The organism is Boseongicola aestuarii (assembly GCF_900184815.1).
In the GTDB taxonomy this organism is placed as follows: Bacteria; Pseudomonadota; Alphaproteobacteria; order Rhodobacterales; family Rhodobacteraceae; genus Boseongicola; species Boseongicola aestuarii.
Window position 1 is genome coordinate 69,370 of the sequence record NZ_FXXQ01000005.1, and the last position, 26,942, is coordinate 96,311.

A 26,942-nucleotide genomic window follows, 5' to 3' on the forward strand; every position below is an offset into this window, starting at 1 on the left:
ACGCGCGCCGATCACAGGGGCCAGAACACAAGTATCGCGGGCATCGCGATTGCCACGACCAGCATTTCCAACGGCAGACCGATGCGCCAGTAGTCACCAAAATGATACCCGCCGGGTCCCAGGATGATGGTATTGTTCTTATGGCCTATCGGAGTCAGGAACGCACAGGACGCCGCTACCGCCACGGCCATCAGCCATGCGTCCGGGTTCGTTCCGGTCGCCGTCGCAAGTCCCAGTGCAATCGGTGCGGCGATCAGAGTCGTGGCGACATTGTTGAGGAAATCCGACAAAGTCATCGTGACGACCATCAAGACCAGAAGAGAAACCCAAGGCGGGAACCCGTCCGTCACGCCCAGAATTTGCGACGCAATCAGATCAGCGCCGCCTGAGGCTTCAAATGCCGCCGCGAGCGGGATCAGACTGGCCAGAAGGACGATCACTTTCCACTCGATCGAGTCATAGACCTCGCGGCCCGATACCAGACCCACCCCCACGAATCCGATAACCGCGGCCGACAAGGCGAAGGGCAAGGAACTCACCCCGAATGCCGCCAAAGCGATGGCCAGGAGAAAAATGCCGATCGACAAGCCTGCCTTCGAGCGTTGCACAACCTGTGTCTGGCGCCCTTCGAGCGGCAGGACACCCAGCCATGCGGCTGCTGCCGCGTTGCGTTCCGGGGTTCCCAAAAGCAGCAACACATCACCGGGTTTGACCCTGAGCAATTGCACCCGGTCAAGGAAACGCCTGCCACTGCGCGATACACCCAAAAGCGTCACTGAATGAAGATACAAGAGCTTAAGATCGCGCGCGGTACGCCCGGCAATCCGAGCACCATCCGGAACGATTGCCTCGGTCAGTGTCAAACCACCCGACGCGACGCCGCCCTCGTGCTTTTCCGACCCCGAGAACTCAAGGACGGCTTTGCCCATGAACGCCTCAATTGACTTCGGCTCGCCCTCCACGACGATGAAATCACTCGCCCGTATTTCTTCACGGGCGGCGAACCCTGACTTGCGCCGACCACCGCGCACCAGTCCAAGAATATGCAGGTCGTGCTCGTCGGCCAAAGGAAAGAGATCACCAACGGTGACAGTGCGGTCGCTTGCCTTTTCACCGACACGCAACTCGGCAACATAGCGGCCTTCGGCAAAGGCCGCTTCTTGCTCGACGGCGCCTTCGCGGCTGGGCAACAACCGCCAGCCGACCAGAGACACGAAGGCGATACCGGCAATTGCGACGGACAAACCGACAGGGGCGAAATCGAACATCGCGAAAGGTGTGCCGAGCGCGTCCTGACGGTACTCGGAAATCACGATATTGGGCGGCGTGCCGATCAGCGTGATCATGCCGCCAAGGATTGTCGCAAAGGACAACGGCATGAGTGTCAGACTTACTGCACGTTTGGCTTTCGCGGCCGTCTCGACATCGAGCGGCATCAAGATCGCCAGCGCCGCGACGTTGTTGATTATGGCCGACAGACCTGCGCCGACAAAGGCCATGATTGCGATGTGAAGCGGCAGCGGGCGCTCGGCGTCCAAAAGGCGGGCTGCGAGCAGTTCAATCGCCCCCGAGCCGATCAACCCGCGAGAGACGATGAGCACAAGCGCGATAATAGCCACCGCAGAATGTCCGAACCCGGAAAATACCTGATCCGATGGTACCAGCCCCAACCCGGCAGCAACGACCAGAGCCCCGAACGCGACCAGATCATACCGGATGCGCCCCCAGACCAGCAGGACGAAAAGCACTGCAAAAATAGCGAAAATCTGTGTTTGATCACTTGGCATACCGAGAGTCTAAACACGCCCGTCCGGACAACGATAGCGCAAAAACATGTCTTCCATCGACGCCCTGTCGGAATTGCGCCAGATTGCCCACAGACTGGGGTTCATTGAATGGCTTTGACAAGGCCCCTGTGAAAGGAGAGACGCGATGGCGTTCAAAATTGGCGTTCTGGGGATCGATCACGGGCATATCTTCGGGATGCTGGGACGGATGCTGGAACAGGGCTGCACTTGCGACGCCTATTGGACGCGCGGCGCAGCCGTCACCGAAACCAAGTTTCGCAAGGTGTTCCCAGGACTCTCCAAATGCGACGACCGCCGCCGCATTCTTGAAGATCCGGACGTCAAGATGGTGTTGATTTCGGCCATCCCCGCTCAGCGCGCAGCTTTGGCCATCGAAGCGATGGAAGCTGGCAAGGACGTCATGGTCGATAAGCCGGGTTGCACGACGCTGGATCAACTGGCGTTAATCCGCGACGTTCAGGCGCGCACGGGGCGGATTTGGACGGTGAATTTTTCCGAGCGTTTCGAAGTGCCCGCCGTGACCAAAGCCGAAGAGCTGGTGTTGGGCGGCGCGATTGGCCGGGTCATCCAGACCATCGGCATTGGGCCCCATAAACAGAACCTAGCGACCCGACCGGACTGGTTTTTTGACCCCGAAAAATTCGGTGGCATCCTGTGTGATATCGGCTCGCACCAAATCGACCAGTTTCTGCATTTCACCGGATCGACGGACGCAACCATCGTCCATGCGCTTGTCGAAAACACCACCATGCCCGAGCAAGCTGGCTTTCAGGATTTCGGTGAACTTGTTCTGCGCTCGGACCGCGGTCACGGCTATATTCGTGTGGATTGGTTCACGCCCGATGGACTGCCGACATGGGGCGACGGTCGTCTTTTCATCCAAGGCACCGAAGGCCAGATCGAATTGCGGAAATACACCGATATCGGCCGAGCACATGCAACCGACACCCTTATACTGGTGAACGGCACCAAGAACGAACTGATCCCCTGCCATGATGCGGTTCTGCCCTATTTTCCCCGCCTTGTACGCGATGTCGAAGACCGAAGCGAAACCGCGGTCGCGCAGGCGCATACCTTCACCACCATGAGATTGGCAATCGAGGCACAGATGAAAGCTCAAACCCCATGAGACATTCGGTTTGTATCGTCGGCGCAGGGATTGGGGCCGAGCACTTGGCGGGCTATGCAGCCCTGCCCGAACGCTACAGCGTGCACTCGATCTGCGACCTCGACGAAGCACGAGGACGTGCGCTCGCCGACAGACAGCCCGGAACCGGGTTCACCACGAGTCTCGACGACGTTCTTCGCGATCAAACAATCGACATCGTCGACGTCTGCCTCCCCCCGCACTTGCATTTTGACACCTGCCTGAGGGCGCTGGATGCCGGAAAGAAAGTCATCTGCGAAAAGCCCCTGGTAAGCTCGCTAAAAGAAGCCGATGCCCTCGCTGAAAGGCTTGAGGCCACCGGCGGTTTTCTGGCCCCAGTGTTTCAATATCGCTTCGGACTGGGGATGGCACAGCTTCTCGCCTTGATGGACGCCGGACTGCCGGGACGTGCTTTTGCCGGCACGCTGGAAACGCACTGGGATCGGCAGGCCGACTACTACGCCGTTCCGTGGCGAGGCACCTGGGCTGGCGAACAAGGCGGTGCAATTTTGGGTCACGCGATCCACATCCACGATCTTTTGTCCGCCGCCCTTGGACCTGTCGCAAAAGTCCACGCCGAGCTTGCGACTCGTGTGAACGACATCGAGGTCGAAGACTGTGCGGCCCTCAGTCTGAGGATGGAGAGCGGGGCGGTCATCACATCTTCCGTCACTTTGGGCTGCGCCGAAAACATCAGCCGTGTACGCCTGATGTTCGAAGGCTTTAGCGTGGAATCGGATCACGCGCCCTATTCACCCGCCGAGAAGGGTTGGCATTTCACGGCCCGCGCGCCGACCACTCAGGCCCAGATCGACGCGGTGCTCGCGTCTGTTGCGACGCCGCCTTCCGGCTACACAGGTCTGTTCGCGGCAATTGCCGACGCACTGGACGGTAAAGACAACCGGCGCGTCACCTTCGCCGACGCACGGCGGTCACTGGAATTCGTCACCGCCGTCTACGCATCGGCGCGGATTGGCGGTCCTGAATGTCTGCCCATTGAAAGGGATCATCCGCTTTACGCAGGCTGGACCCCGTAGCCGGGAAATCCTCTGAGGACGGGGCTTGATAATTCGCCCCTTTCTGCCTTGATGAGCACCAACCGCAAATGGGCAAAATGAGCCATGAAGATCGAAATGAACAATGGACAACCGGTGATCGACGCACGCGATCTTGGCGATCTGCTCGGACTTGAACCGAGCGAAGTTCAGGCCAAAATGCGACAAGGCGAGATCACCAGCAAATACGAAACCGGACAGGACGAAGACGCCGGACGCCTTCGACTGACGTTTTACCACAATGGCAAACGTGTTCGACTGACATGCACTGATGACGGTAAAGTCATCAGCACCGTTCGCACGGACGCACGACCGCGTTAGCATCTTGCGGTTGAGTCGAAATCCACGCATGGTGGTGCCGGAACGGGGATAAATGCTTTCATGAAACCTGAAGAATCTCTTTGGCCTGCGCCAAAGGTGAATACTCTTTGCGCCGTAGCTAAGGCTTTTTGCCTTGCGGCAACCGTATTCCTTTTTGCAACGGCAAGCGCCTCACACGCGCAGTCCTTTTTCGCCTCAAACGTGAGTGAACCCGCAGCCGGTGTGGACCGTGGGTCAACTTCAAACATACAGAAACTCGATCAGCCAACGACTTTTCTTACCTTCGATACCTATGGATCCGAAGACGTCGGACCAAACATACTGTCGATTGGCCGGATCACACCCGATCTCTTTGTCGAAGCAGACCAGCTGGATATCGTCGGTGTGATTGCCGGACCTTCCGCCGACGATAGCCTGGAGTTGCGGGCGGGCGGAATCGGGTATCGCGCGCGCTTGGGCGAAGGCATCGTTGGCTACGCCAACTACACACAGTCGGACGTGACGCTTGGCTCTTCTGATATGATTGTGCTGGATATCACCGGCACACTGCGCGTCGGAGCGATTGGCGTGCGCCATACCGCGCCCCGCGAAAACGAGTCCGAGATCACTTCATCGGTCGAACTTGTCGCGCGGCAGGGAGAGGGAACTCTGCTTGGAACTCCAACCATCGACGAAGACCTGAGACTGCTGCGGGCGGCGGTCCTTTATCAACAAGGCCTGCCAAACCTCTTCCAGCGCCGGTTTGCCGCGGCCATCACCAAAGGATTGGACGCTTTGGGTGCATCTAGCCACGACAATCCTCTTGCTTCCGCTCCGGGTGCGACGTCGGACTTCCTGCGCACGTCTTTCAGCGCGGAAATCTCGCTTCCCCTATCTGAATTGTGGGTCGTCAACGCAGGTCTTATCGGTCAATGGAGCGGCGACAGCTTGCCCGTGTCTCAGCAATGCGGATACGGCACCAATGCCTATGCGCGCGGCTTTGACCAAACTTTTGTCTCAGGCGATCAATGCCTCGGCTCGCGGTTCGAACTGGCCTACAACGTTCAACCGCCAAGTTTAGTCGACGAAGGCTTGCAATTCACCCAGGCCTATTTCGGCGTCGATGTCGGCAGATTGTGGGACAATGAGAACGCTATCTTGCCATCGCGGACCGATGAATGGTCGAGCGCCTCTCTTGGCGTGCGCACCATCCAGGGCGACTTCATCGGGGAAGTCAGTCTCACCCATATCTTCGATCAGCCTATCGGTCCGGCCCCGCAAGATCAGACAAGATTCTGGGTGCGTGCGGGCGTCAGGTTTTAGTCTGCAACCACGGGGCGCGAAACAACAGGCGGCGCATATAAGAACAGGGCACGGGCAAATGCCAGATTCAGGAGAGCCAGCATGCGCTGACGATCCGGTCTTGCTCATACCCTGCTCATGAATACGCCGTCTGATACACGGATCGCACTCAATTGTTGCAAGATTATTTGAAATGCAGCTTTCGACGGCGCGATGCTGTCGGTTCAGCATCGAAGAGACCAGGAACAGTCGCTCGGATGTCCGCAGGCACGATGCCCTGTCCGAAACGGCGGACAAACAGATTAACCGGCGTGCGCAAGACGTTCTCGCGATGGTTCTGGTGCTCAAAGAGGCGCGCTGAAACATAAAAAATGTGTCGCAAAATCGCGACCGCGCGCGCGCGGCTCAGCATCAGCGTCACGCCTTTTGCCCGTAAGGACGGATTGATCGGATCCGAAAAAATTGGCTCGAGAAACACGGCCAAGACCGAGGATTGCTTGTACAGCTCACTTCGTGCAACCGCGAGCTCCTCGCGTCGGCCCGCTGCCATCAGCACCTGACACAGCATGACCATTACATACATATGATGGTGCGAGCCGGTTGTGCTGAGCAATTTGGCCTGTGTCAGGCTTTCGACCGCCGCGCCGATGTCGCCGACAAACCCCCTGAGCTGGCCGAAAATGGACAGCGATGAAGACACGGAACCGCAATTGGCCAGTGCTTCAGTTGCCAGTTCAAGCGCCAGATTCTTATAACCGCGATCAACGAAATAAAGCAGTTTTGCCGCGACAACCGCCAGTTCAGGCCGGTTCTGCACGTAGCCCAGAGACTGAAGGACCAATGCCTCGATTTCCGCTTCGTCTGCTTCGCATGTCGCCTCGCCTTGATGAAACAACTCGCGTCCACGTGTTATGTATTTCGTGTGAAGGTGCGTCGCATACATCATCTTTATCGCTGGATCGTCCGGATGTTCGGACCTTAGCGCGCGCAAGCGGATATCGTTTTCGGGCCACGAGATCGTTCCCTTGTCCGGCTTGTTACCCGCTTCGTGCATCGCGACCGGCAACGGCAACTGATCTGATGCACTATCCATGTCCGCGTGCCACGATTTTGCAAGCAGCAGCGGTGCGATGCGCTTAGCGTGCTTTGCAGAACCCGCACCGGGCTGTCCGGTGTTCATCTCCAGCGTGAAACGCGTTGCGTAATAGATGCGAGATGTGCGAAGCGATCGCGCACTCAAGACGCACTCTGTCTTGCCTGAATTGCGAAAAAACGTCAGATCGACCGAAACCGCAGGCCCTTCGCCGGGTTTGGCATTGTCGGGGGCGAAGTCCGCGGCAATCACCAGTTTCTGATCAGACTCCAAGAGCGGCTTGATCTGAGCGGCAAGTTCATTGGCCACCTCGATTGCCAGGTCCGGCATATCTCCAAGCGCGCCTAGGCCGCGTACCGGACCAATGATCAGATAAGCGTCACCGATTTGATCTTCCACAACCGGTTCTTGTTTGCCGACCCAGAGATACCCTTCTCCATAGCGCGTTGCGATAAACCTTGGGTTCTTGGCACTGTCGCCAAGTTTGCGCCGGATACGGTTGATCAGAAAATCGACATTGCGATCGTTCTTTTCCGAGCCCGGCTCGCTGATTGCGTCCAGCAACTGGTTGCGGGTCATCAGGCGCCCGGGGCTGGCGGCCATTGCGGCAATCGCGCGAGCCTCCGAACGCGTAAAGGTCACAGACGAACCGTCCGAGCGATTGGCCTCGGTAAAGCCGGGGTTGAATTGCACGTCAGATGGTTCCGCGGCGGCGTTCATTTTGGACTACATTTCATTATCTTGCGACATAGAGTGTAGACCACACAAGCAATCCGGCAACAGCACTTTCGCATGGCATTTTCAGCAAGAGCCCATACAATTTCGCACCTTAACGCGCCGGAAACTCGAACCCGCTGCCGCTGCGGCATGGTTTTTCAAAAACCCGCGGCAACTCAGGTTTCTTGACTGCGCATTCGCACACATTCCCTGGCGCCGACACGGTTCAGCATCTCGTAGGCTCGGCATAGATCGTCCTTGATCAATTCCGCAAGCTCAGGCGTGAAAACCTCTGTCACGTTCAACAAAGCCACGACTTTCTCGCGCGGACTGCTGGCCGCATCCGAGAGGGCACGCAATCGCGCCGCCAGCGGATCCTTCACGTCGATCGGACTGCCTTGTTCGTCGGTGCCTCCAACATATCGCATCCAGCCCGCGACGGCGAGGATCAACCCGTCACAGCGCCGTCCGGCCTTAACCGCATCCAAGATGGTGCCAAGTATGCGTTGCGGCAACTTCTGGCTTCCGTCCATCGCGATCTGCCACGTCTTGTGTTGAATCGCCGGGTTGGCATAGCGCTCCAAAAGGTCTTCTGCATAGGCCACCGAATCCACGCCCTCGGGCGGGGTCACATTCGGGATAATTTCGTCGCGCCAGACCCGTTGAACAAAGCCCCGGAAAACCGGATCGCGAACTGTGTCGGATATGGTTTCAAGACCGGCCAGGTATCCAAGGTAGGCAAGTGCGGAATGCGTGCCGTTCAGCATCCTGATCTTCATCAGTTCAAAAGGCGCAACATCGTCGACCATCTGAACCCCCGCGACGGACTCAAATCCGGGGCGAGCATCATCCACGAAACGGTCTTCGATCACCCATTGGCAAAAGGGTTCATGAAACACCGGAGCGAGGTCCCGGTAACCGACCCTCGTGGCAAGCCGCTCGATAGCGTCCGGTGTTGTCGCAGGAACGATCCGATCGACCATCGTCGATGGGAAACGACAGTCCCGCTCAATCCAGTCGGCCAAATCAGCGTCGATACACCTTGCCAATCCGACCACCACGTTGCGCGCGACCCGCCCGTTGTCGGGCAAGTTATCGCAACTCAATACGGTGAACGGGCGCACACCGGCCGAACGGCGTCTTTCCAGGGCCCGAACAATGTAGCCAATCGCGGTTGCGGGATGCGCTGCCCCGATATCTTTCTGGATTTCGGGGTGAGAGACATCGAGCGTGCCAAGGCTTGGAATGTGGCAATAGCCTTTTTCCGTTACCGTGAGCGACACAATCCTGATTGCCGGGTCCGCCATCAGATCCAAAAGCGCGTCCGGGTTCTGTGGTGCGAAAATCACATCGCTCAAGGCTTCCACAATGCGGGGCTGCTGCCCTTCCGGACTCATCTCGACAGCAGTATACACGTTGCCCTGGCCTTCCAGATTATCCCGGACGCCGGCAGATCTGAGGCTGACACCAATAATCCCCCAGTCGCCACCAGCAGGTCGCATGGCATCTTCAATGACCAGCGCCCCATGTGCCCGGAAAAATGCCCCCAATCCAAGATGGACAATTCCCGGCCTGGGAGCTGCCGCCCTTCGAGCAAGCCTTGGAAGATTGCCGGTCACAGCCGATAGGCTTTCTTGGCGAGCAGGTAAGACAAATCCTGCGCTAACTCATAGGCGTCTGCCTCGTTCAGCCTGCCCGCACGCACCAGCTTCGCCAGATAGGCGCAGTCGACACGGCGCGCCATGTCGTGACGCGCCGGGATGGAGCAAAACGCGCGCGTGTCGTCGTTGAAGCCGACGGTGTTGTAAAAACCCGCAGTTTCCGTGGTCAGCTCGCGGTATCGCATCATGCCGTCGGGGCTGTCAAAAAACCACCAAGGCGGGCCAAGTTTCAGGGCCGGATAAACGCCCGCCAACGGTGCCAGTTCCCGCGAAAGAGTGGTTTCGTCCAAGGTGAAAACGATCACGCTTAGACGTGGATCCGTCCCGAAGGCTTCCAGCATTGGCCGCAAGGCCCGCGCGAAATCAGTGCGCGTCGGAATATCGAACCCCTTGTCACGACCAAACTGCGCCATGATCGGCTGCGAATGATTGCGAAAAGAGCCCGGATGGATCTGCATCACCAGACCGTCATCGATGCTCATCCGCGCCATTTCCGTCAGCATTTGGCCCCGGAACGCTTCGGCCTCCCCGGTTGAGCAGTTCCCGGCAAGCGCCTTTGCGAACAGCGCCACCGCCTCAGACTGAGACAGGTTCTCTGTGTGCGCACTTGGATGGCCATGATCCGAAGACGTCGCGCCATGCGCCTTGAAGAAAGCCCGCCGATTACGATGCGCTTCCAGATAGCCGGGCCACGAGGTCGTATCCTCGCCCGTCATTTCGCCCAACGTGGCGATGTTTTGCGCGAAGCCATCATACTCGGGGTCCACGACGCTGTCGGGGCGATAGGCCGTGATGACCCTGCCAGTCCAGTCCGAGGTCTGGATGGCCTTGTGCCAGACCAGCGGATCAATCGCGCTTTCAGTGGTGCTCAGAGCCTCGATCCCGAAGCGGTCGAACAATTGACGGGGGCGAAAGTCATCCCGCCCAAGACACTCGGAAATACGATCGTAAAAGGCATCCGCCGTTGCCGGCGCAAACGCGCGATCCAACCCGAATACGTGCTGGAAACTGTGGTCGATCCACATTTTCGACGGCGTCGCGCGAAAGAGGTGATAGTTCTCCGCGAACAGCCGCCAGATCTTGCGTCCGTCGGTCTCGGTCAGACCACCATCCACACGCGGCACACCCAGACTTTCAAGCGGGATGCCTTGCGAGAACAACATCCGAAATACGTAATGATCGGGTGTAACGAAAAGTTGCGCCGGATCAGAAAACCGTTCGTTTTCGGCAAACCAGCGCGGGTCCGTGTGTCCATGAGGGCTGATGATCGGCAAACCGGCCACGGTTGCAAAAAGCTCTCGCGCAAGCTGTCTTGCGTTGGCTTCAAGAGGGAAAAACCGATCGGGATCAAGTATCATGGCGTACCTTCAGACGTGCTCCACACAAGCGACAGGATCACCGCGTTACGCACTGACTGCAACGAAGAAACCCTTCGCGCAAGCCCGGTCAGCCCACCGGACGCCGTGGCACCCATGACGTATCATTCGCGGCGCTCGTCTGGCAGTCCGCGATGAACCGCATTCCGTCCCGTATCGCATCGATGCCGGGCTAAAGATCGCCGTTGCTTGTTCTGGGAATAAAGTCAGCGGCGTCGCTTTAGATTTTGTCGAAGCCTTCCAGGGCCACCTCCGGGTAACCTTTTGGAATGCGGGTTCAGCGACCACTGCCCGGTCCAATTCCGGACCCAATTCCAGCCCGTTCTCGCGTCCGGCGGCAACCTGACTGGCCCTAAGCAATCCCCGTGCCTCGCCGGAAAAACGCAACAGAACATGGGCGTTGTCATTGACCTAGCGACCATCCACAAAACTGAGCGGATCTGCCAAGAACGCCAATACTTTCTTTGCCGTCAGAGCCTTGTCACGGTTGACAGAAATCCCGGCCTCCAGCTCGGTCGCTTGGTTCGATTTCAGCATCATTGACGTGACAGGCATCGATCCGGTCTTGGTTGATCACCACCCGCGAATTGAGCCAAAAAAGCCCAGCTTCTTTGATCTGTGTTGCCACGTCTTTCTTCACGCCTTTTGGCAGTCAGGATGCCTGGTCGTTTGGAACGAACAGATATTGCATCAGTTTCTGTTCGGGGTGTTTAAGCTGCCGGGTCACAGCTTTGGCCAGGAACCGCCCCGCCTCGCCGACATCTTCAATCTCGACAATGATGTTTTCGCGAAACGTTTTCAGGATCGGTGCGGCTTCCTTGGTGTAGACATCGATGTCGCTCCCCAGAACACGCCCCTTTTCTTCGGCGGCGACAACTGCGGCGATCGCGCCCTTTGAGGACGAACAGATAATGGCGTCTATCTCGGGCGACTGTTCCAGACGGCGCGTGACCCAATGGCGAATATCTTCGGCTGTCCGGTCGCTGTCGACGTTCTGAGCGATGCGATAGCGGATATTGAGGCGCTCGGAATTCCGCTCTAGTCCCCTCACCATATCCTGCGCATAAAACTGCTTCAGGTTGGGAAGAATGGCGAGCACATTCGAGCGCCCACGTTCTGTCAGTCGCTTCAGGGCGCCACTGATGAAGGAGGTGTTGTCATAATCGTAATAGGCGTGCTGGTCGCACCAGTTCGTCCTTCCGTGTGTGGCAAAAGGAAACTTGTGCTCCATCAGATAGGCGACACGCCTGTCTTCTGGCTCGGTCATGTTAAAAATGACCGCGTCGGCGGACCGCGTTTCCACGATATATTTTATCGGCTTCAGCGGATCCTCATCTGGGAACCACGGCAAGATATTGAGGTGGAACTGGGTGCCGCGCAATTCGCCGGCAATGGAACTGGTCAGCCTCGCCGCATTGGTCATCACATCGGCTTCGGCCGGGATGACCAGCGTGATGACATTCGTGCGCCCGGTGCGCAGACGCACTCCGGCGCGGTTCGGGACATAGCCAATCGTATTGGCAATCCGATGCACGAGGTCCTTGGTGTCGCTGCCGATGTCGGGCGCATCGCTGAGGGCGCGCGAAACCGTCGCCACGGCCATACCGCTGATTCGGGAAATGGTCTTCAGCGTCGGTCTTTCACCGGCCTTCACCTGGCTACGAATCTCTTCGTCGCTCGTTTTTGCCACTTCGGACGCAATGCGTTTCATCCGACCACTCCCTGCGTCCGCACAGTAATAGCGTGAGGACGCTCCTGATTGCTAGCGCTCCGCTGATCAAGGATACAGCTCGGCCATCTGATAGTTTAGGCGCTAACAAAAAACTCTTGCAAGCATAAACTAAATCGTTATAGAAATTTCTAAAACGATTCAGCTATAGGGAGGAACCAAAATGAATCGATCTACCCAATTACTTGCAGCGACAGCCATTGTGGCTGCGTCCAGCGCATCCGCAACAGAGCTGGAAGTCATGCACTGGTGGACTTCAGGTGGCGAGGCTGCTGCCGTTCAGGAATTCGCCGCCGCGTTCAACGCCACAGGGAACACTTGGGTCGATGCTGCGATCGCTGGTGGTGAATCTGCACGCGCAGTCATGGTCAGCCGCCTGACAGGCGGTGATCCGATGGGCGCCTTCCAGTTCAACCACGGCCGTCAGGCGGAAGAACTCATCGAAGCCGGCCTTCTGCGCGACATCACCGATATTGCCGAAGCCGAAGGCTGGAAAGATATCGTGAACCCCTCGACGCTTCTTGATGCCTGCACTGTCGATGGCCGCATCTATTGCGCCCCGGTGAACATCCACTCATGGCAGTGGCTTTGGGTCTCGCACAAGGCATTTGAGGACGTCGGCCTCAGCGTTCCAACCAACTGGAACGAATTCGTCGGCGCGTCGCAAGCCTTGGCCGATGCGGGCAAGACGCCCTTGGCGATGGGTCAGCAGGGTTGGCAGCAGTCGGGCGCGTTCAACGTCATGTTCGCAGCCCTCGTGCCAAGCGAGATCTATCTGGCAGTCTATGGCGACAAGAACGCCGAAGTCGCGGCCGGACCAGAAGTCGCCCGCGTCTTTGCAGCCGCTGCTGATGCGCGCGACATGGCGGCGACTTCGACAGTTCAGAATTGGAACGATGCGACAAACCTCGTCATCACGGGTCAGGCCGGCGGCCAGATCATGGGCGACTGGGCACAAGGTGAATTCGCCGTGGCAGAACAAGTTGCAGGACAGGACTATAGCTGCCTTCCGGGTCTCGGCGTGACCGAGCTTCTGGGCACAGGCGGCGACGCGTTCTACTTCCCCGTCCTGTCAGACGACGCACAAATCGCGGCACAATCTGAACTCGCAGCTCTGATGTTGAAGCCCGAAACGCAAGTGGCCTTCAACCTTAAGAAGGGGTCTTTGCCTGTACGTGGTGACATCGATCTATCGTCGGCAAATGACTGCATGCAAAAGGGTCTGGCCCTTCTGGCTGACGGCGCGCTTCTGCCTGACACCAACATGCTGTTGACGTCTGACACGACGAACCAGATCAACACGCTCTTCACAGAGTTCTTCGCGGACGCCTCGATCAGCGCCGCGGACGCACAGGCGGACTTCGTGAAGATCATCTCACGCGCCGAATAAGCGAACCAATGGGCGTCGACCTGCTCGAAGATGGCGGGCCGACACCCACGAGTTTCTGATTGTCAAAAGGGGGGGAGCAGATGGCTTCTACACGCCCAAATCAGTTATTCCGCAACAAATCCGCAAAGATCGCAGCGATCCCGATGATCGTGACGGCTCTCTTTGTGTTTGTCGGCGGAACGGCTTGGACCATTGTTTACAGCTTTACTAGCTCCGGCCTGTTGCCGCGCCTGAAGTGGGTCGGACTCGACCAATACGAGCGCCTCTGGGACACCCGAAAATGGCTGGTTTCGATTGAGAATCTCGCCATCTATGGCCTGTCGATGCTGGTGCTGGTCTTCGTCATCGGCTTCATTCTAGCGGCCCTTCTCGATCAGAAAATCCGCTTCGAAAATACAATTCGCACTGTCATTCTCTATCCCTACGCCCTGAGCTTCGTCGTTACCGGGCTGGTCTGGCAATGGATCCTGAACCCGGAATTCGGTGTTCAGAACATCGTCCGAGGCTGGGGATGGGAGACGTTCACCTTCGATCCCCTCTACAACGCCGAGATCGCGATTTTCGGCATTCTGATTGCCGGTCTCTGGCAAGGCAGCGGTCTTGTCATGGTACTGATGCTGGCGGGCCTGCGTGGCATTGATCAGGACGTCTGGAAGGCGGCGCGGGTCGACGGCATTCCGGCATGGAAAACCTACCTCTTCATCGTCATCCCGATGATGCGGCCCGTCTTCATCACGACGCTGGTACTGGTAGTTACGGGTATCGTGAAAATTTACGATCTGATCGTTGCACAAACCGGGGGAGGACCCGGCATCGCGACCGAGGTTCCGGCAAAATACGTCTACGACATGATGTTTCAGGCCAACAATCTCGGGCAGGGCTTTGCGGCCTCGACCATGATGCTGGTGACTGTCGCGCTGGTCGTGATCCCTTGGGCATTTCTCGAATTCGGAGGCTCGAAGAACCGTGGTTGAGACAACATCGCACAGCTTCACCGGCCCGCACGGGCCAAAACCCAAAAAGGCCTTATCGCGCCGCAATATCTTCCTTTACGGAACCCTGTTCGTGGTCACGCTTTACTATGCCCTGCCCCTTTATATCATGATCGTGACGTCGCTTAAGGGAATGCCAGAAATCCGCCTCGGCAACATTTTCGCCCCCCCTCTCGAAGTCACCTTTGAGCCTTGGGTCAAAGCCTGGTCACAGGCTTGCACGGGCCTCACATGCGACGGCCTCAGCACGGGCTTCTGGAACTCGGTCCGCATCACCATTCCGTCCGTGATCCTGTCGATCATTATCGCATCTGTGAACGGCTACGCGCTGGCAAACTGGAAATTCAAAGGCGCCAACGTCTTCTTCACCATCCTGATCTTCGGCGCCTTCATTCCCTATCAGGTGATGCTCTATCCCATCGTGATCATGCTGCGCGAGATCGGGCTTTATGGATCTCTGACGGGATTGGTCATTGTCCACACGGTCTTTGGAATGCCGATCCTGACGCTGTTGTTCAGGAACTATTTCTCATCCCTTCCCGAGGAATTGTTCAAGGCCGCACGCGTTGATGGCGCTGGGTTCTGGGGCATCTATTTCCGCATCATGGTGCCAATGTCCCTTCCGATATTCACAGTCGCGGTGATCCTGCAAGTCACTGGTATCTGGAACGATTTCCTTTTCGGCGTCGTCTATACCGGCCCCGACAGCTATCCGATGACAGTGTCCCTCAACAACATCGTAAACTCGACGCAGGGCGTAAAGGAATACAACGTCAACATGGCCGCCACGATCATCACAGGTCTGGTGCCCCTGACCATCTATTTCGTCTCTGGAAAACTCTTCGTACGCGGCATCGCAGCCGGCGCAGTCAAAGGCTGATCTCATGACAAACTCAGTTGAAATAAAAAAACTCGACCTTCACTTTGGCGCCGTCAAAGTCCTGCAAGACCTCAATCTGGACATCGGCAAGGGCGAATTCCTCGTGCTGCTCGGCTCGTCTGGTTGCGGCAAGTCGACCCTGCTGAACTGCATCGCGGGACTTCTGGACGTCAGCGGCGGGCAAATCCATATCAACGGAACAAACGTCACATGGGCCGAACCGTCTGAGCGCGGGATCGGTATGGTGTTCCAGTCCTATGCGCTCTATCCGCAGATGACGGTTGAAGGAAACCTCTCGTTTGGTTTGAAAAACGCCAAACTGCCAAAGGCCGAGATCGAAAGCCGCGTGAAACGTGCCTCGGAAATTCTTCAGATCGAACCGCTTCTGAAACGCAAACCAGCCGCTTTGTCCGGTGGTCAGCGACAGCGTGTGGCGATTGGGCGAGCTTTGGTGCGCGATGTGGATGTCTTCCTCTTTGATGAGCCACTTTCAAACCTCGACGCCAAGCTGCGCGCCGATCTTCGTGTGGAGATCAAGAGACTGCATCACAGCCTTCAGAACACGATGATTTATGTGACGCACGACCAGATCGAAGCCATGACGCTTGCCGACCGTATCGCCATCATGCGCGGCGGCCAGATCATGCAACTTGGCTCGCCGGATGAGATTTACGGCCGCCCTGTAAACAAGTATGTCGCTGATTTCATTGGTTCTCCTTCGATGAATTTCCTTGACGGGAGAATCCAGGGCGGCGCGTTCCATGTCGGCGATTTGTCGATTCCTCTCGATGGCTACGACTTTGCTGGCGGAAGCCCTGTAGACGCGGACGCCACAATCGGCATTCGTCCCGAGCATGTCGTTACAGGTGAACTTGTCGGCAATGCTGCCTTCCAGGTCGACGTCGAAGTCAGCCTGATCGAGCCAACGGGTTCGGATACGCTGATCGACTGCACTGTTGCCGGAAACCACTTCCGGGTTCGCATGGACGGACAGTCGCGCGTCTCGTTGGGCGAAAAGTTACGGATCGGTATCAACCCGTCAATGGCGTCTCTTTTTGACGCAAAATCCGAACTCCGGCTCTGATATCTGATCTGCGACGTCGCCACCGGGCGGCGCGCCCTTCAGCAAACATCTTCGCACAAGGAAAGACCATGCCGACCATCTCCTATCAGCTCTACTCGTCCCGCAACTGGGACATCGAAGAAACCTTCGCGATGCTGGCCGCGGCTGGCTTCAAGGAAGTCGAAGGCGTTGGCCCGCAATACGAAGATCTGCCCCGCACGAAGGCCTTGCTTCAGTCACATGGCATGACCATGCCAACCGGACACTTCGCCCCGGACCTGATCGAAAGCGATCCTGAAAAGGTGATCTCGATTGCCCGCGCACTTGGTATCGGCACGGTCATTGCGCCATACATTGCCCCTGAAGTCCGCCCAACGAACCTTGCCGGATGGAAGACGTTCGCCGACCGCCTTGCCGAAATGAGCAAGCCGATTGTTGCGGCAGGTCTGGAATTCGCTTGGCACAATCACGACTTCGAACTCGTGCCGGTCGAGGGTCAGATGCCGCTGGATGTGATCGCCGCGGCGTCCAAGAACATCATGCTCGAACTTGATCTCGCTTGGGTGCATGTCGCCGGACAGGACCCAGTCGCATGGTTGCACAAATACGCTGATCGCATTTCAAACGTCCACGTCAAGGACGTCGCACCCGAAGGCGAAAACGCTGATGAAAGCGGTTGGGCCGACGTTGGTTACGGCACAATGAACTGGCCCGCCATCAAACCGGCGATGGATGCGGCGGGCGTGACCCGCTACGTTATCGAACACGACAACCCAAATGATCACAAACGCATGGCTACCCGGTCACTTGCGACAGTTCAGGCGTTTTGAGGAATAGACAATGACGAAATTCGGCGTCGGCATCATCGGATGCGGAAACATATCATCGGCGTATCTCGAACTTGCGCCTCTGTTTAACTCGTTCGAGGTGATCGCCGTTGCCGATCTCAATATGCAAGCTGCAGAGAAACGCGCCAAGGAACACGCGGTGCGCGCCGATACCATCGACGATCTGTTGGCCGCGGATGATGTTCAGATCGTGGTGAACCTGACCATTCCTGCAGCCCATTTCGAGGTCACCAAGCGCATTCTCGAAGCCGGTAAGCACGCTTATTCCGAAAAGCCCTATGTTTTATCCCTAGAAGAAGGCGAGGCCCTGCGCGCACTTGCGGTCCAAAAGGGTCTGCGCGTCGGGTCCGCGCCCGACACCTTCATGGGTGGAGCGCACCAACTGGCGCGCGCGACCATCGACGACGACAAGGTCGGCGAAATCATCGGCGGCACCTGCCATGTGATGTCGCATGGGATGGAGTCATGGCACCCCAACCCGGACTTCTTCTTCCAGCCAGGCGGCGGGCCGATTCTTGATCTCGGCCCCTATTATATCACCAATCTGGTGCAACTGATCGGGCCGGTGAAAACCGTGTCGGCCATGGCCTCCGCCAGCTTCAAAACCCGCACAATCGAAAACGGCCCAAGGCTGGGAGAGACTGTGCCGGTCGAGACACCCACAAACATCCATGCTGTTCTGGAGTTCTGCAACGGCGCTATCATCACGCTTGGCGCAAGTTGGGACGTATGGGCGCATCGCCATGAAAACATCGAACTTTATGGCACCAAGGGCTCGCTTTATGTACCAGACCCGAATTTCTTCGGAGGAGATGTCTTGTTGGCAGAGAAAGGCGGCGAAGCAGGCAAGGTCGCCGCGCAGGACCACCCGTTTGGTGTCCCCAATGCCGCTGACGGGCAAGGCGTTGGTCGCGCGAACTATCGCGGTGCAGGACTGGCGGATATGGCGGCGGCCATAGCGCAGGGTCGACCCCATCGCTGTAGCCTCGAACTTGCGACACATGTGGTAGAGGTCATGACCGCCATCCTGCGTTCCGCCGAAGAGCGCCGCTGGATCGACATGGTCACAACCTGCGAGCGCCCGGAACGGCTAGCACCAAACCAAGCGCAGGATTTACTGGCTTGAAGCAATAGGGCAGCCACCTATCGGTTCACTTCCGTGCGCGCACCGGCCATCGCGGCCGAGATTGCGATCGCTTCCATCGCCGCGACGCCGGACAGTATATCCTGACGTGACACGATCGGGGTGACCCCATTGCGGATGCAACGGGCGAAATGCTCCAATTCGTCGCGCAGCGTGTCCGCCGCCTGGAAGTGACGCTCCTCGGGCTCGTGCCCGATTTTCTGAAGTGTCAGCGTGCTCTGATCCGGCATGGCAAGCCAACCGGACGATCCGAACACCTGAAAACGCCAGTTTGCACCCGTCGCCATGAGCGTCGTCAAAGTGCCGGTTGCACCACTATCAAATTCAATCTGGACCGTTGTCGTGTCATCAATCGGTGCGCTCAAGACCCGCCGGCGGCTGAGACAGGTCACCGCGTGGACAGGTCCTAAAACGCCGATCATCGCATCAAGCATATGGATACCCATCGCCGCCATTCCACCCGCCGGATTTTCAGAGACGGTTCCCCGCCACATATCAGCGGTGTAGTCGTAGCCAAACGGCCCCGAGAAGTTCGCATCTACATGAAGTGCTACACCAATGTGCCCGGCCAACATCTGCGTCTTAAGCGCCTGATATCCGGGCAAGAACCGCCGATTGAACCCTGCAGCCAGAACGACGGAATACTCGTCGCACGCAGCGATAGCCCGCTGCGCCTCTTCAAGCGTCAGCGTCACGGGCTTTTCGACAAAAACATGCTTGCCAGCCCGCGCCGCCGCACAAATCTGATCGCAATGCTGGCTGTGCGGCGTTGCCAGAACAACAGCATCAACGTCGGCTTCGGCAAGAACCGAGTCATAATCATCCGAAAGCCGCAGGCCCCGCGACCGGCAGAAATCAACAGCCTTGTCCGGAGTTCTGGTCACGCCACGGGTGAATTCCAGGCCCGTGTCCGGTTGACCCGCGACGGACGACACAAGGTTCTGCCCCCACCGCCCAAGACCGACAATGGCTGCGCGCACAGGCACTTGCTCACTCACAGCTTCGCCCCTCCATCCATGATCATCGTACTTCCTGTCACGCAGCCCGACAGATCGCTTGCTAGATAGACGGCCATTTCGGCAATCTCGCCAGTGAACGCCATACGTCCGATCGGCTGACGGCTTTCGAAGGCACGCCGCGCTGCGACCGGATCGTCCATCGCCTCGATCCGCGCCGCCATGGAAGGTGTTTCGACGGCTGACGGACAAATCACATTGCAACGCACGTTTTCTGCGGCGTAGTCCAGCGCAATCGACTTGGACAAGCCGATCACTGCCGCTTTGCTGGCCCCATATGCCAGCCGGTCCGGAGCTGCACCGATAGACGATATGACGGACCCCATGTTCACGATGCTCCCGCCGCCTGACTTGATCATCAAGGCCACGGCATGGCGACACATATGAAAAATCGCGGTCACGTTCAGATCGAACGTCCGCGTCCAGTCCTCGGGAGTGCACGTCAACAGATCGCCCGTCGTCACCATGCCCGCACAGTTGAACAGCACGTCCAATCTGTCCAATCCGCCTATGAGCGCCTTGACCGCGCCTGCGTCGGTTACGTCGACAACATGCGTCTTCAGCCCGGAATGGCGACTGGCCAGATCGGCCAACCCTACTGGCGTGCGGTCGATCGCAATGACATTCGCCCCCTCGGCAATGAATGCCTCAACCGTTGCATACCCGATCCCGGCACCGGCGCCGGTGACCAGACAGGTCTTGTTGTGAAGCCTCTGCATCGCGCGCGTCCTCAGCTATTGAACAGCAGATTTGGCAACCAAAGCGCGATGTCCGGGAAAAGCGTCAGTATCACCACACCGACGCACATCAGGATAAAGAACGGCAATGCCGCAAGTGCGACGCGCATGATCGGCGTTCCGGTCAGGCCCTGGATGATGAACAGGTTAAAACCGACGGGCGGCGTGATCTGCGCCAATTCGACCATGATAACCAGAAAGATGCCAAACCAGATCGGGTCGAACCCCGCGCCGAGGATCAGCGGCAGCGTAATCGGCAAACTCATAACTGTTATAGAAATGCCCTCCAGAAACATGCCGAGAAGCACATAGAAAATCGCAAGGATGAAGATTAGCTGATAGGGCGACAAATCCAGCGAGCCGATGGCGTTCGCGACATCCTGCGGCACATGAAGAAAGCCCATCGCGGTTGACAGGAAGGCGGCCGCGATCAGAATCGCGGCGATCATGCAGCTTGTCTGGACCGACGAAACGAGGGTGCCGAAGAACACATCGCGGTTCATCTGCCCGGTCAACACCGTCATGGTCAAGGTCGCCACGACCCCGACAGCCGCAGCCTCCGAAGGTGTCGCAATGCCGCTGTAGATTGATCCCAGAACAATGAAAATCAGAACTGAAATCGGGATCAGGTCAAGCAGCCCTTTGCCCATTTCCTTCAGCCCCGGCTTTTCGCGATCCGGCGGTGCGACATCCGGGTACATGAGGCTGACAATCATCACGTATCCCGCATAAAGCGACGCGATCATCAAACCGGGGATCACGCCCGCCGCGAACAGGCGGGAAATCGAAACCTCTGCCAGAACGCCGTAAACGATCATCACGATCGAGGGGGGGATAAGCAGACCCAGACTGCCTGCTCCGGCCAGCGATCCAAACGCCAGCATTTTCGAATAGTTGCGCTTTTCGAGTTCCGCCAGAGTGATCTTGCCGACTGTCGCCGTGGTTGCAGCACTTGACCCACTGATCGCCGCGAACAGGGCAGAGCCCATGATATTCGTGTGCAAGAGCCGGCCCGGCAAATGATACGTCAGAGGCGACAGCCCTCGAAACAGGCGATCCGACATATCGGTTCGCAGCATGATCTCGCCCATCCATATAAACATCGGGATGGCCGATATCTCCCACGACGTCGCGCTTCTAATGACAAGGGGGGACATGATCTTGCCGATCCGGTCCGGCGGCATATCAATCAGGAAAACAAGGCCCACAGTGCTGACCAGCAGCAAACCGGCAAAGACCCAGACGCCAAGTCCCAGAAAGAACATGACCAACAAAAGGATTACGAAGGCGACGAACAGGCTTTCCATTATTCGACGGCCTCGTCTTCAGGCACGCCGTCCCTGATCGCCAATACTGCACTGGCAAGAAGCTGACTTAGAAACAAGACCAACCCGACGAAAATCACGGCATCCACCATCCATATCGGGGTTTCCGTCAGAGTTGGGCTGACCGTGCCGCGCGTGAAATCCCGTTCAAGCGTGCGCCAGATGTAGCGCGCCAGAAATAGCGTGATCCCGAACGTGAAGGCGATACACAGAAGTTCGACCGCCAGAGCAACGCGGCCTTTCACGAACGATTGCAAAATGCTGACGCGGATGTGTTTGCGATATCTGAATGTATGGGCCAGCGACAAGAACGTCATCGCGCCAATGGCATAGCCGACGAACTCGTCCATCGAAAACGTGGAGCTTTCGAAAAAATGGCGCATCGCGATTTCCAACGTGATGTGTCCCACGATGTAAACCAAGAGAACCGAAGAAATCAGAACAGCGAAATTCCCCGCCAGATCGTTCACCTTGACAAAGGCCTTTATCAGCACAGCCGCCCCACTTCGTTTTGCAATGGCAAAAACGGCCCCGCGCAACGCGCAGGGCCGCGTCATTTGCTGAACTTACGAGCCCTTTTGGGCGCGGTATTCGTCAAGAATTGCCTGTCCGTCGGCCCCGACTTTTTCAAGCCAGTCGGCATAGACCTGCTCGCCTGCAGCCGAAAGCTGGCCAAGGAATTCCGACGGAACTTCCGCAATCACGGTAATCCCGTTAGCTTCCATGTCGGCATAGTTTTCAGCGACCCGCGTCGCCAGAGCACCCCAGGCTGCGTCGCTTGCGGCTTCCGAAGCTGTCAGCAGTGCAGCCCGCTGATCATCGGTAAGCGCGTCCCATTCGTCCTTGTTTACGTGCGTCATGTTCAGCGACATCGAATAGTTGATTGCCGAGAAATGGCTCAGATGTTCCCAGAACTTGGCGTTCGTGCCGCCCTCGGCCGAGGTCAGAACCGCATCGATGCCACCGGTCGCAAGCTGCGGCACAACATCGGCCCAGCTCATCTGAATGGCGGCAGCGCCGGCGTTGATCAGCGTGCTCGTGCCGCTTGCATCCCATGCCCGGGTCTTGACACCGGCAAGCTCATCCTCGGACGTGATAGCCTTTTTCGCCCAGATACCTGCTGGCGGCCACGGCGAAGCATAGAGCAACACCTGGTTGTTTCGCGCGAAGACTTCCTCGTATTTCGGGCGCGCCACTTCCCACAAAAGCCGTGCATCTTCGGCTGATCCGACAAGGAATGGCAGTGACGACAAAAGGAACATCGGCTCGATGCCCGCGACCTGACCCATGCTGGTGTTGGCAATCGGCAATGCACCGTCCGCGACCGCATCGAAATGCTCCTTGGACTTGTAGCCAATCGATCCGCCGAAATGGTTGGTGATATCAATTGATCCGCCGGACGCCTCGCGCGCCGTATCGGTGAAAACCTTCTGGGCCTGACCGTGGATGGATGTGTCTTGATATTCGTTTGCCATATCCCATTTGACGTCTTGCGCATAAGCTGGCGCTGCAAGCATCACGGCAGCCACCCCGATGCTTCCAAGAACAGACTTCATAATCATGAACTTACTCCCTGTTATAAAGACCCGGCCTTTCTGGTCAGGTCCGTTGATTATTCCGCTTCAAAATAGTGCCTCGCCAAGAAGGCTTCGGTGAACTTGCCGGACTGCTTGTCCTTCTCCAAATGCTCGCTGCTGCGATCCTTCGGAGGCCCGTACCCACCAGCGCCTGGAGTCACGATAATTGCCGCATCATGTGGTGACAGCTTCACACGAGATGCCTTCGCTGGCAAAGGAGTTGTTGGACCATCGTCATTTTTCACCTGAAATGACCCGGTTGCGCCTGATTTTCCGCCAAAAAGCCCCCAGGGCTGATTGGTGAACCGCTCTCCGACTCCGTTGAATTCGCAGGTGTGATCCACAGGACGGATCACACGCCTGATGCCCATGCCACCGCGGTACCTTCCGGCCCCGCCACTGTCTTCGACAAGTGCATATTCCTCGACCCTCAGCGGATACTCCTGTTCGATGGCTTCCACGGGCAAATTGGACGTGTTGGTGATGTTCACCTGAACACCATCCTTGCCATCATGTGTGGCGCGCGCACCCATGCCGCCACCAAGCGTTTCCAGATAGACATACTGCCCGCCGGTGCGGGGATCGGTCCCGGCAAAAACCGCACTAGTGTTGGCTCCGTTCGTCGCCGCGACGACCTGATCGGGCAACGCATCTGCCAAAGCACCGATGACGATGTCTACCACCCGCTGACACGTGTTGGCCCGTAAAGCCACCGGAGCAGGCGCGACGCAGTTCACAAATGACCCAAGCGGAGCCTCGATTCCAATAGCGTCGAATATGCCCTGATTGTTCGGTACATCGGAATCCAGCAGAGCCTTCAGCGCAAAACACACCGCCGATTGCGTTGCATTCAGCGTAAGATTGAAGTTTCCGAGCACCTGATCGGCGGTTCCGGCGAAGTCGAAAACGATCTCGGTGCCCGACTTTCGGATTGTAAGGACAATAGGAATATTCTCGGTCCCCGCTCCGTCATCATCCATAACATCCTGGAACGTATATTCACCGTCCGGCAGCCGCGAAATGGCCGTCTGCATCCGGATGTATGTCCGGCTCACGATCTCGGAAAACGTCTGCGTCAGCGTCTCGGCTCCGATGCGGTCCATCACTTCACCAAGGCGCTTGCACCCAAGCCGGATGGCCGCGATCTGTGCGTAAAGATCACCTTTTCGCTCGTCCGGAAGGCGCATGTTCAGCAGCAGCAACCGCATGATATCGTCGTCCAGCGCGCCATCGCGGTAGAGGCGCACCAGCGGAATCCGCAAACCCTCTTTGTAAATCTCATCCAAACCGCCAGACATCGACCCGACCGCCGCGCCACCCACATCCGCATGATGCACGATGTTCGCCACAAAACCGATCAACGTGTCCCCATCAAAAACCGGCGCAGCCAAATTGATGTCGGGAAGATGCGTGCCACCCGCCACATGGGGGTCATTGCCGATAAAGATGTCGCCCGGCGCAATCCGATCCCCGTAGATCTCCAAGATATGCGTCATCAGCCCGGACATCGAAGCCAGATGGATTGGCAATGCGCGCTCGGCCTGAACGATCAACCTGCCGCGCGCATCCGCAATCGCGGTTGAATGATCGTGGCGCTCCTTGATGTTCGTCGAAAAGGCACTTCGCATGATCGTCAGAAAACACTCGTCCGCGATCGATTTCAAACCGTTCCAGGTGATCTCCAGCGCAATCGGATCAAGCTCGGGAGCGTCAGACATCACGGCTCTCCATCAAAAGGTTCAGCGCGGCATCCACGGTCACGACCGACCCCGGTGGAACCAATGTTGTCGCGTCCAGTTGCGTTATGATGACAGGACCTTCAAGAACGGTGCCGACAGGCAAATCGCCCCGCTCGAAAATCGGCGTCTCCAACTGATCGAATTCGGTCCACCACACCGGAACGACTTCTTTCGGCGCCCCCAGACGTTCGGGGCCAGTCAGGTCCGTTTCGCCCCGCGCCAACCGGGCAACAGCCTTGGCGCGAATATTCACCACTTCAATTGCCGCGTCGGGGTCGGCGTGACCATAGGCGCGTTCATGCGCTTCCAGAAAGCCGCGCCGTAGACTGTCGATGTCGCCGCCGCCAGCCGACATCTCAACCGCAAGTTCGTAATTCTGACCCACGTATCGCATGTCCAAAGTCACGATAACGCGGCCTCCCTGACTGCCACCTGCTTCGCGGCGCAACCAATCAATTCCCTCAGCATCAAGCGCGCGCGCCGCTGCCGCAATGTCTTCCATCGCGCCCTCAAGCCGGCCGCGACAAGGAAGGACGAAGTTCTCCTGCAATTCGGCTTCCAGCAACCCTTCGGCGCACAAAATTCCCGGCGTGCGCGGAATGACGATCCGCTTGATCCCAAGGGCTGCCGCAACATCGGCGGAATGCAACCCCCCTGCTCCACCGAACGGCATCAACGAGAAGTCGCGCGGGTCGTGACCCTTTTCGGTCGATACCGACCTAATCGCCCGCATCATGTTGGAGGTCGCAATCCCGACAATCCCCAGCGCCGCCTTGACAGGAGAAACCCCCAGATTGTCGGCAATCGAGGCAATGACGTCTTCGGCTTTCGCCCGGTCGATCGTCAATCCTCCCCCCGCCAATGACAACGGCAGCCTGCCCAGAAAGACATTGGCGTCGGTCACGGTAGGCTCGCTCCCGCCCTTTCCGTAGCATGCCGGCCCCGGGACGGCTCCGGCACTCTCGGGTCCGACCTTCATCAAGCCATCCGCCTCTATCCGCGCAATCGAGCCTCCGCCGGCGCCGACTGTGTGAATATCGACCATCGGAAGCCTGATACGAAATCCGGCAATCTCGCGCACATAGGCGATCTCAGTCTGTCCTTCGCGGATCAGGCAAACATCTGTGGAAGTGCCGCCGATATCCAATGTCACCAGGTCTCCGATGCCGGATGCCGCCCCCGAAGCGGCCGCGCCAACTGCGCCTGCGGCTGGTCCCGACAATGCGGTGCGCACAGGAAACTGCGCCGCCTTTTCCACGGACATCAGGCCGCCCGACGACTGGAATATGCCAAACCGCGCGTTCTCGGCCACCTCGCCGATCGTCGCCTGAAGACGTTCCATATACCTGCCGACTTCTGGCTGAAGAAAGGCGTTGATCAGCGTTGTCGAAAATCTTTCATACTCGCGAAACTCCGGCTGAACTTCCGAGGAAATCGAGACGTAAAGATCCGGTCTGGCCTGTCTAATGGCCTTGGCCAGCCGCTGCTCGTGCGCATTGTTGATAAAGGAAAACAAAAGGCACACTGCGACCCCTTGCAGACCTTCAATGCCGCTCAGACCCGCTAGCATCTCGTCGATTGCCTGATCGCTCAGTTCCTCCAGAACCGATCCATCGTAGGCAATGCGCTCGGATACTTCCAGACGTTCTGCACGCGCCGCAAGCGGCGGTGGCGCGTCCATCTGCAGGTCGTAAATCGCCGGACGCACCTGTCGGCCAATCTCCAGAAGATCGCGAAACCCCCTGGTCGTCACGACCGCCACACGCGCGCCTTTCCTTTGCAGCAAGGCGTTGGTGGCGACTGTCGTGCCGTGGGCAAAACGGTCAATCTCGCCGCCGTCGATACCCACCTTTTCGATCAACTCGCGAAATCCCTCGACGATCGCTTCGGATGGATCAGACGGAGTTGAGGGGCGCTTGTGGATCCGGGTTTTGCCAGTCTTCATGTTGCGCGCAGCGAAGTCAGTAAACGTGCCACCAACGTCAACACCCAGAATCCAATCCGACCGTCCAGCCTGCTCATTCATGCGCTTCTATCACCCGA

23 protein-coding genes are annotated in these 26,942 nt (G+C 57.8%); 10 read left to right on the top strand and 13 right to left on the bottom strand.

All coding sequences use genetic code 11. The features are described from left to right. Positions 1 to 11: 11 nt before the first annotated feature. Positions 12 to 1,787: an SLC13 family permease gene (locus BOA8489_RS08820; RefSeq protein ID WP_093973661.1), complete on the bottom strand. Its 1,776-nt coding sequence runs from the start codon at positions 1,785 to 1,787 to the stop codon at positions 12 to 14. 145 nt (positions 1,788 to 1,932) lie between these two features. On the opposite strand from BOA8489_RS08820, the gene BOA8489_RS08825 reads away from it, so the two are divergent. The 4 genes from BOA8489_RS08825 (at position 1,933) to BOA8489_RS08840 (ending at position 5,633) form a co-directional block, all read left to right on the top strand. Then, entirely contained in the window at positions 1,933 to 2,937 is a 1,005-nt protein-coding gene (locus tag BOA8489_RS08825; RefSeq protein ID WP_093973662.1) for a Gfo/Idh/MocA family protein, read from the top strand. Beyond that, positions 2,934 to 3,992 (top strand): Gfo/Idh/MocA family protein, encoded by a 1,059-nt coding sequence (locus tag BOA8489_RS08830; protein WP_093973663.1) that lies wholly within the window; start codon positions 2,934 to 2,936, stop codon positions 3,990 to 3,992. The genes BOA8489_RS08825 and BOA8489_RS08830 overlap by 4 nt, the downstream gene beginning before the upstream one ends. 96 nt (positions 3,993 to 4,088) lie before the next feature. After that, positions 4,089 to 4,331: a DUF6522 family protein gene (locus tag BOA8489_RS08835; protein ID WP_245813746.1), complete on the top strand. Its 243-nt coding sequence runs from the start codon at positions 4,089 to 4,091 to the stop codon at positions 4,329 to 4,331. A 60-nt stretch (positions 4,332 to 4,391) separates the two neighbouring features. Continuing rightward, on the top strand, positions 4,392 to 5,633 hold the full coding sequence (locus BOA8489_RS08840; protein ID WP_093973665.1) for a ShlB/FhaC/HecB family hemolysin secretion/activation protein: 1,242 nt from the start codon (positions 4,392 to 4,394) through the stop codon (positions 5,631 to 5,633). 163 nt (positions 5,634 to 5,796) lie between these two features. Here the strand turns inward: BOA8489_RS08840 and BOA8489_RS08845 are convergent, their stop codons facing one another. The 5 genes from BOA8489_RS08845 to BOA8489_RS08860 all read right to left on the bottom strand — a co-directional run bounded on the left by BOA8489_RS08845 (position 5,797) and on the right by BOA8489_RS08860 (position 12,170). Continuing rightward, positions 5,797 to 7,425 (bottom strand): winged helix-turn-helix domain-containing protein, encoded by a 1,629-nt coding sequence (locus BOA8489_RS08845; protein ID WP_093973666.1) that lies wholly within the window; start codon positions 7,423 to 7,425, stop codon positions 5,797 to 5,799. Between the two features lie 173 nt (positions 7,426 to 7,598). Then, positions 7,599 to 9,041, bottom strand: a complete 1,443-nt coding sequence (locus tag BOA8489_RS08850) for a mannitol dehydrogenase family protein (RefSeq protein ID WP_093973667.1) — start codon at positions 9,039 to 9,041, stop codon at positions 7,599 to 7,601. Continuing rightward, positions 9,038 to 10,441: a glucuronate isomerase gene (gene uxaC, locus BOA8489_RS08855; RefSeq protein WP_093973668.1), complete on the bottom strand. Its 1,404-nt coding sequence runs from the start codon at positions 10,439 to 10,441 to the stop codon at positions 9,038 to 9,040. The genes BOA8489_RS08850 and uxaC overlap by 4 nt, the downstream gene beginning before the upstream one ends. Before the next feature lie 429 nt (positions 10,442 to 10,870). Then, the gene (locus tag BOA8489_RS20405) at positions 10,871 to 11,014 is read right to left on the bottom strand and encodes a hypothetical protein (RefSeq protein WP_176440247.1); all 144 of its coding nucleotides are present in this window, start codon (positions 11,012 to 11,014) and stop codon (positions 10,871 to 10,873) included. 97 nt (positions 11,015 to 11,111) lie between these two features. Beyond that, a complete protein-coding gene (locus BOA8489_RS08860) occupies positions 11,112 to 12,170 on the bottom strand; it encodes a LacI family transcriptional regulator (RefSeq protein WP_093973669.1) in 1,059 nt (352 codons plus the stop codon). 181 nt (positions 12,171 to 12,351) lie between these two features. Between BOA8489_RS08860 and BOA8489_RS08865 the strand changes: the two genes are divergently transcribed. The 6 genes from BOA8489_RS08865 (at position 12,352) to BOA8489_RS08890 (ending at position 18,487) form a co-directional block, all read left to right on the top strand. Beyond that, entirely contained in the window at positions 12,352 to 13,578 is a 1,227-nt protein-coding gene (locus tag BOA8489_RS08865; protein ID WP_093973670.1) for an ABC transporter substrate-binding protein, read from the top strand. An 80-nt stretch (positions 13,579 to 13,658) separates the two neighbouring features. Continuing rightward, positions 13,659 to 14,552: a carbohydrate ABC transporter permease gene (locus tag BOA8489_RS08870; RefSeq protein ID WP_093973671.1), complete on the top strand. Its 894-nt coding sequence runs from the start codon at positions 13,659 to 13,661 to the stop codon at positions 14,550 to 14,552. Next, complete coding sequence (locus BOA8489_RS08875; RefSeq protein WP_093973672.1) at positions 14,545 to 15,450, top strand: carbohydrate ABC transporter permease; 906 nt, start codon at positions 14,545 to 14,547, stop codon at positions 15,448 to 15,450. The genes BOA8489_RS08870 and BOA8489_RS08875 overlap by 8 nt, the downstream gene beginning before the upstream one ends. Before the next feature lie 4 nt (positions 15,451 to 15,454). Continuing rightward, on the top strand, positions 15,455 to 16,534 hold the full coding sequence (locus BOA8489_RS08880) for an ABC transporter ATP-binding protein (RefSeq protein WP_093973673.1): 1,080 nt from the start codon (positions 15,455 to 15,457) through the stop codon (positions 16,532 to 16,534). Positions 16,535 to 16,602: 68 nt separating this feature from the next. Continuing rightward, positions 16,603 to 17,343 (top strand): sugar phosphate isomerase/epimerase family protein, encoded by a 741-nt coding sequence (locus tag BOA8489_RS08885; protein ID WP_093973674.1) that lies wholly within the window; start codon positions 16,603 to 16,605, stop codon positions 17,341 to 17,343. Between the two features lie 10 nt (positions 17,344 to 17,353). Beyond that, positions 17,354 to 18,487, top strand: a complete 1,134-nt coding sequence (locus BOA8489_RS08890; protein ID WP_093973675.1) for a Gfo/Idh/MocA family protein — start codon at positions 17,354 to 17,356, stop codon at positions 18,485 to 18,487. A gap of 17 nt (positions 18,488 to 18,504) precedes the next feature. Here BOA8489_RS08890 and BOA8489_RS08895 read toward each other — a convergent pair whose 3' ends face one another. Genes BOA8489_RS08895 through BOA8489_RS08925 form a run of 7 tightly spaced genes read right to left on the bottom strand, consistent with a single transcriptional unit; the run spans position 18,505 to position 26,925 of the window. Further along, positions 18,505 to 19,503 carry a Gfo/Idh/MocA family protein gene (locus tag BOA8489_RS08895; RefSeq protein ID WP_176440248.1) on the bottom strand — a complete coding sequence of 333 codons (999 nt, stop codon included), beginning with the start codon at positions 19,501 to 19,503 and terminating at the stop codon, positions 18,505 to 18,507. Beyond that, on the bottom strand, positions 19,500 to 20,240 hold the full coding sequence (locus BOA8489_RS08900; protein WP_093973677.1) for an SDR family oxidoreductase: 741 nt from the start codon (positions 20,238 to 20,240) through the stop codon (positions 19,500 to 19,502). The genes BOA8489_RS08895 and BOA8489_RS08900 overlap by 4 nt, the downstream gene beginning before the upstream one ends. An 11-nt stretch (positions 20,241 to 20,251) precedes the next feature. After that, positions 20,252 to 21,565 (bottom strand): TRAP transporter large permease, encoded by a 1,314-nt coding sequence (locus tag BOA8489_RS08905; protein ID WP_093973678.1) that lies wholly within the window; start codon positions 21,563 to 21,565, stop codon positions 20,252 to 20,254. Next, positions 21,565 to 22,140: a TRAP transporter small permease subunit gene (locus tag BOA8489_RS08910; RefSeq protein ID WP_093973679.1), complete on the bottom strand. Its 576-nt coding sequence runs from the start codon at positions 22,138 to 22,140 to the stop codon at positions 21,565 to 21,567. Before BOA8489_RS08910 ends, BOA8489_RS08905 begins: the two co-directional genes overlap by 1 nt. 9 nt (positions 22,141 to 22,149) lie before the next feature. Beyond that, the gene (locus BOA8489_RS08915) at positions 22,150 to 23,145 is read right to left on the bottom strand and encodes a TRAP transporter substrate-binding protein (protein ID WP_093973680.1); all 996 of its coding nucleotides are present in this window, start codon (positions 23,143 to 23,145) and stop codon (positions 22,150 to 22,152) included. A 50-nt stretch (positions 23,146 to 23,195) separates the two neighbouring features. Continuing rightward, positions 23,196 to 24,878 carry a hydantoinase B/oxoprolinase family protein gene (locus BOA8489_RS08920; RefSeq protein WP_093973681.1) on the bottom strand — a complete coding sequence of 561 codons (1,683 nt, stop codon included), beginning with the start codon at positions 24,876 to 24,878 and terminating at the stop codon, positions 23,196 to 23,198. Beyond that, the gene (locus BOA8489_RS08925) at positions 24,871 to 26,925 is read right to left on the bottom strand and encodes a hydantoinase/oxoprolinase family protein (protein ID WP_093973682.1); all 2,055 of its coding nucleotides are present in this window, start codon (positions 26,923 to 26,925) and stop codon (positions 24,871 to 24,873) included. Before BOA8489_RS08925 ends, BOA8489_RS08920 begins: the two co-directional genes overlap by 8 nt. Positions 26,926 to 26,942: the final 17 nt, after the last annotated feature.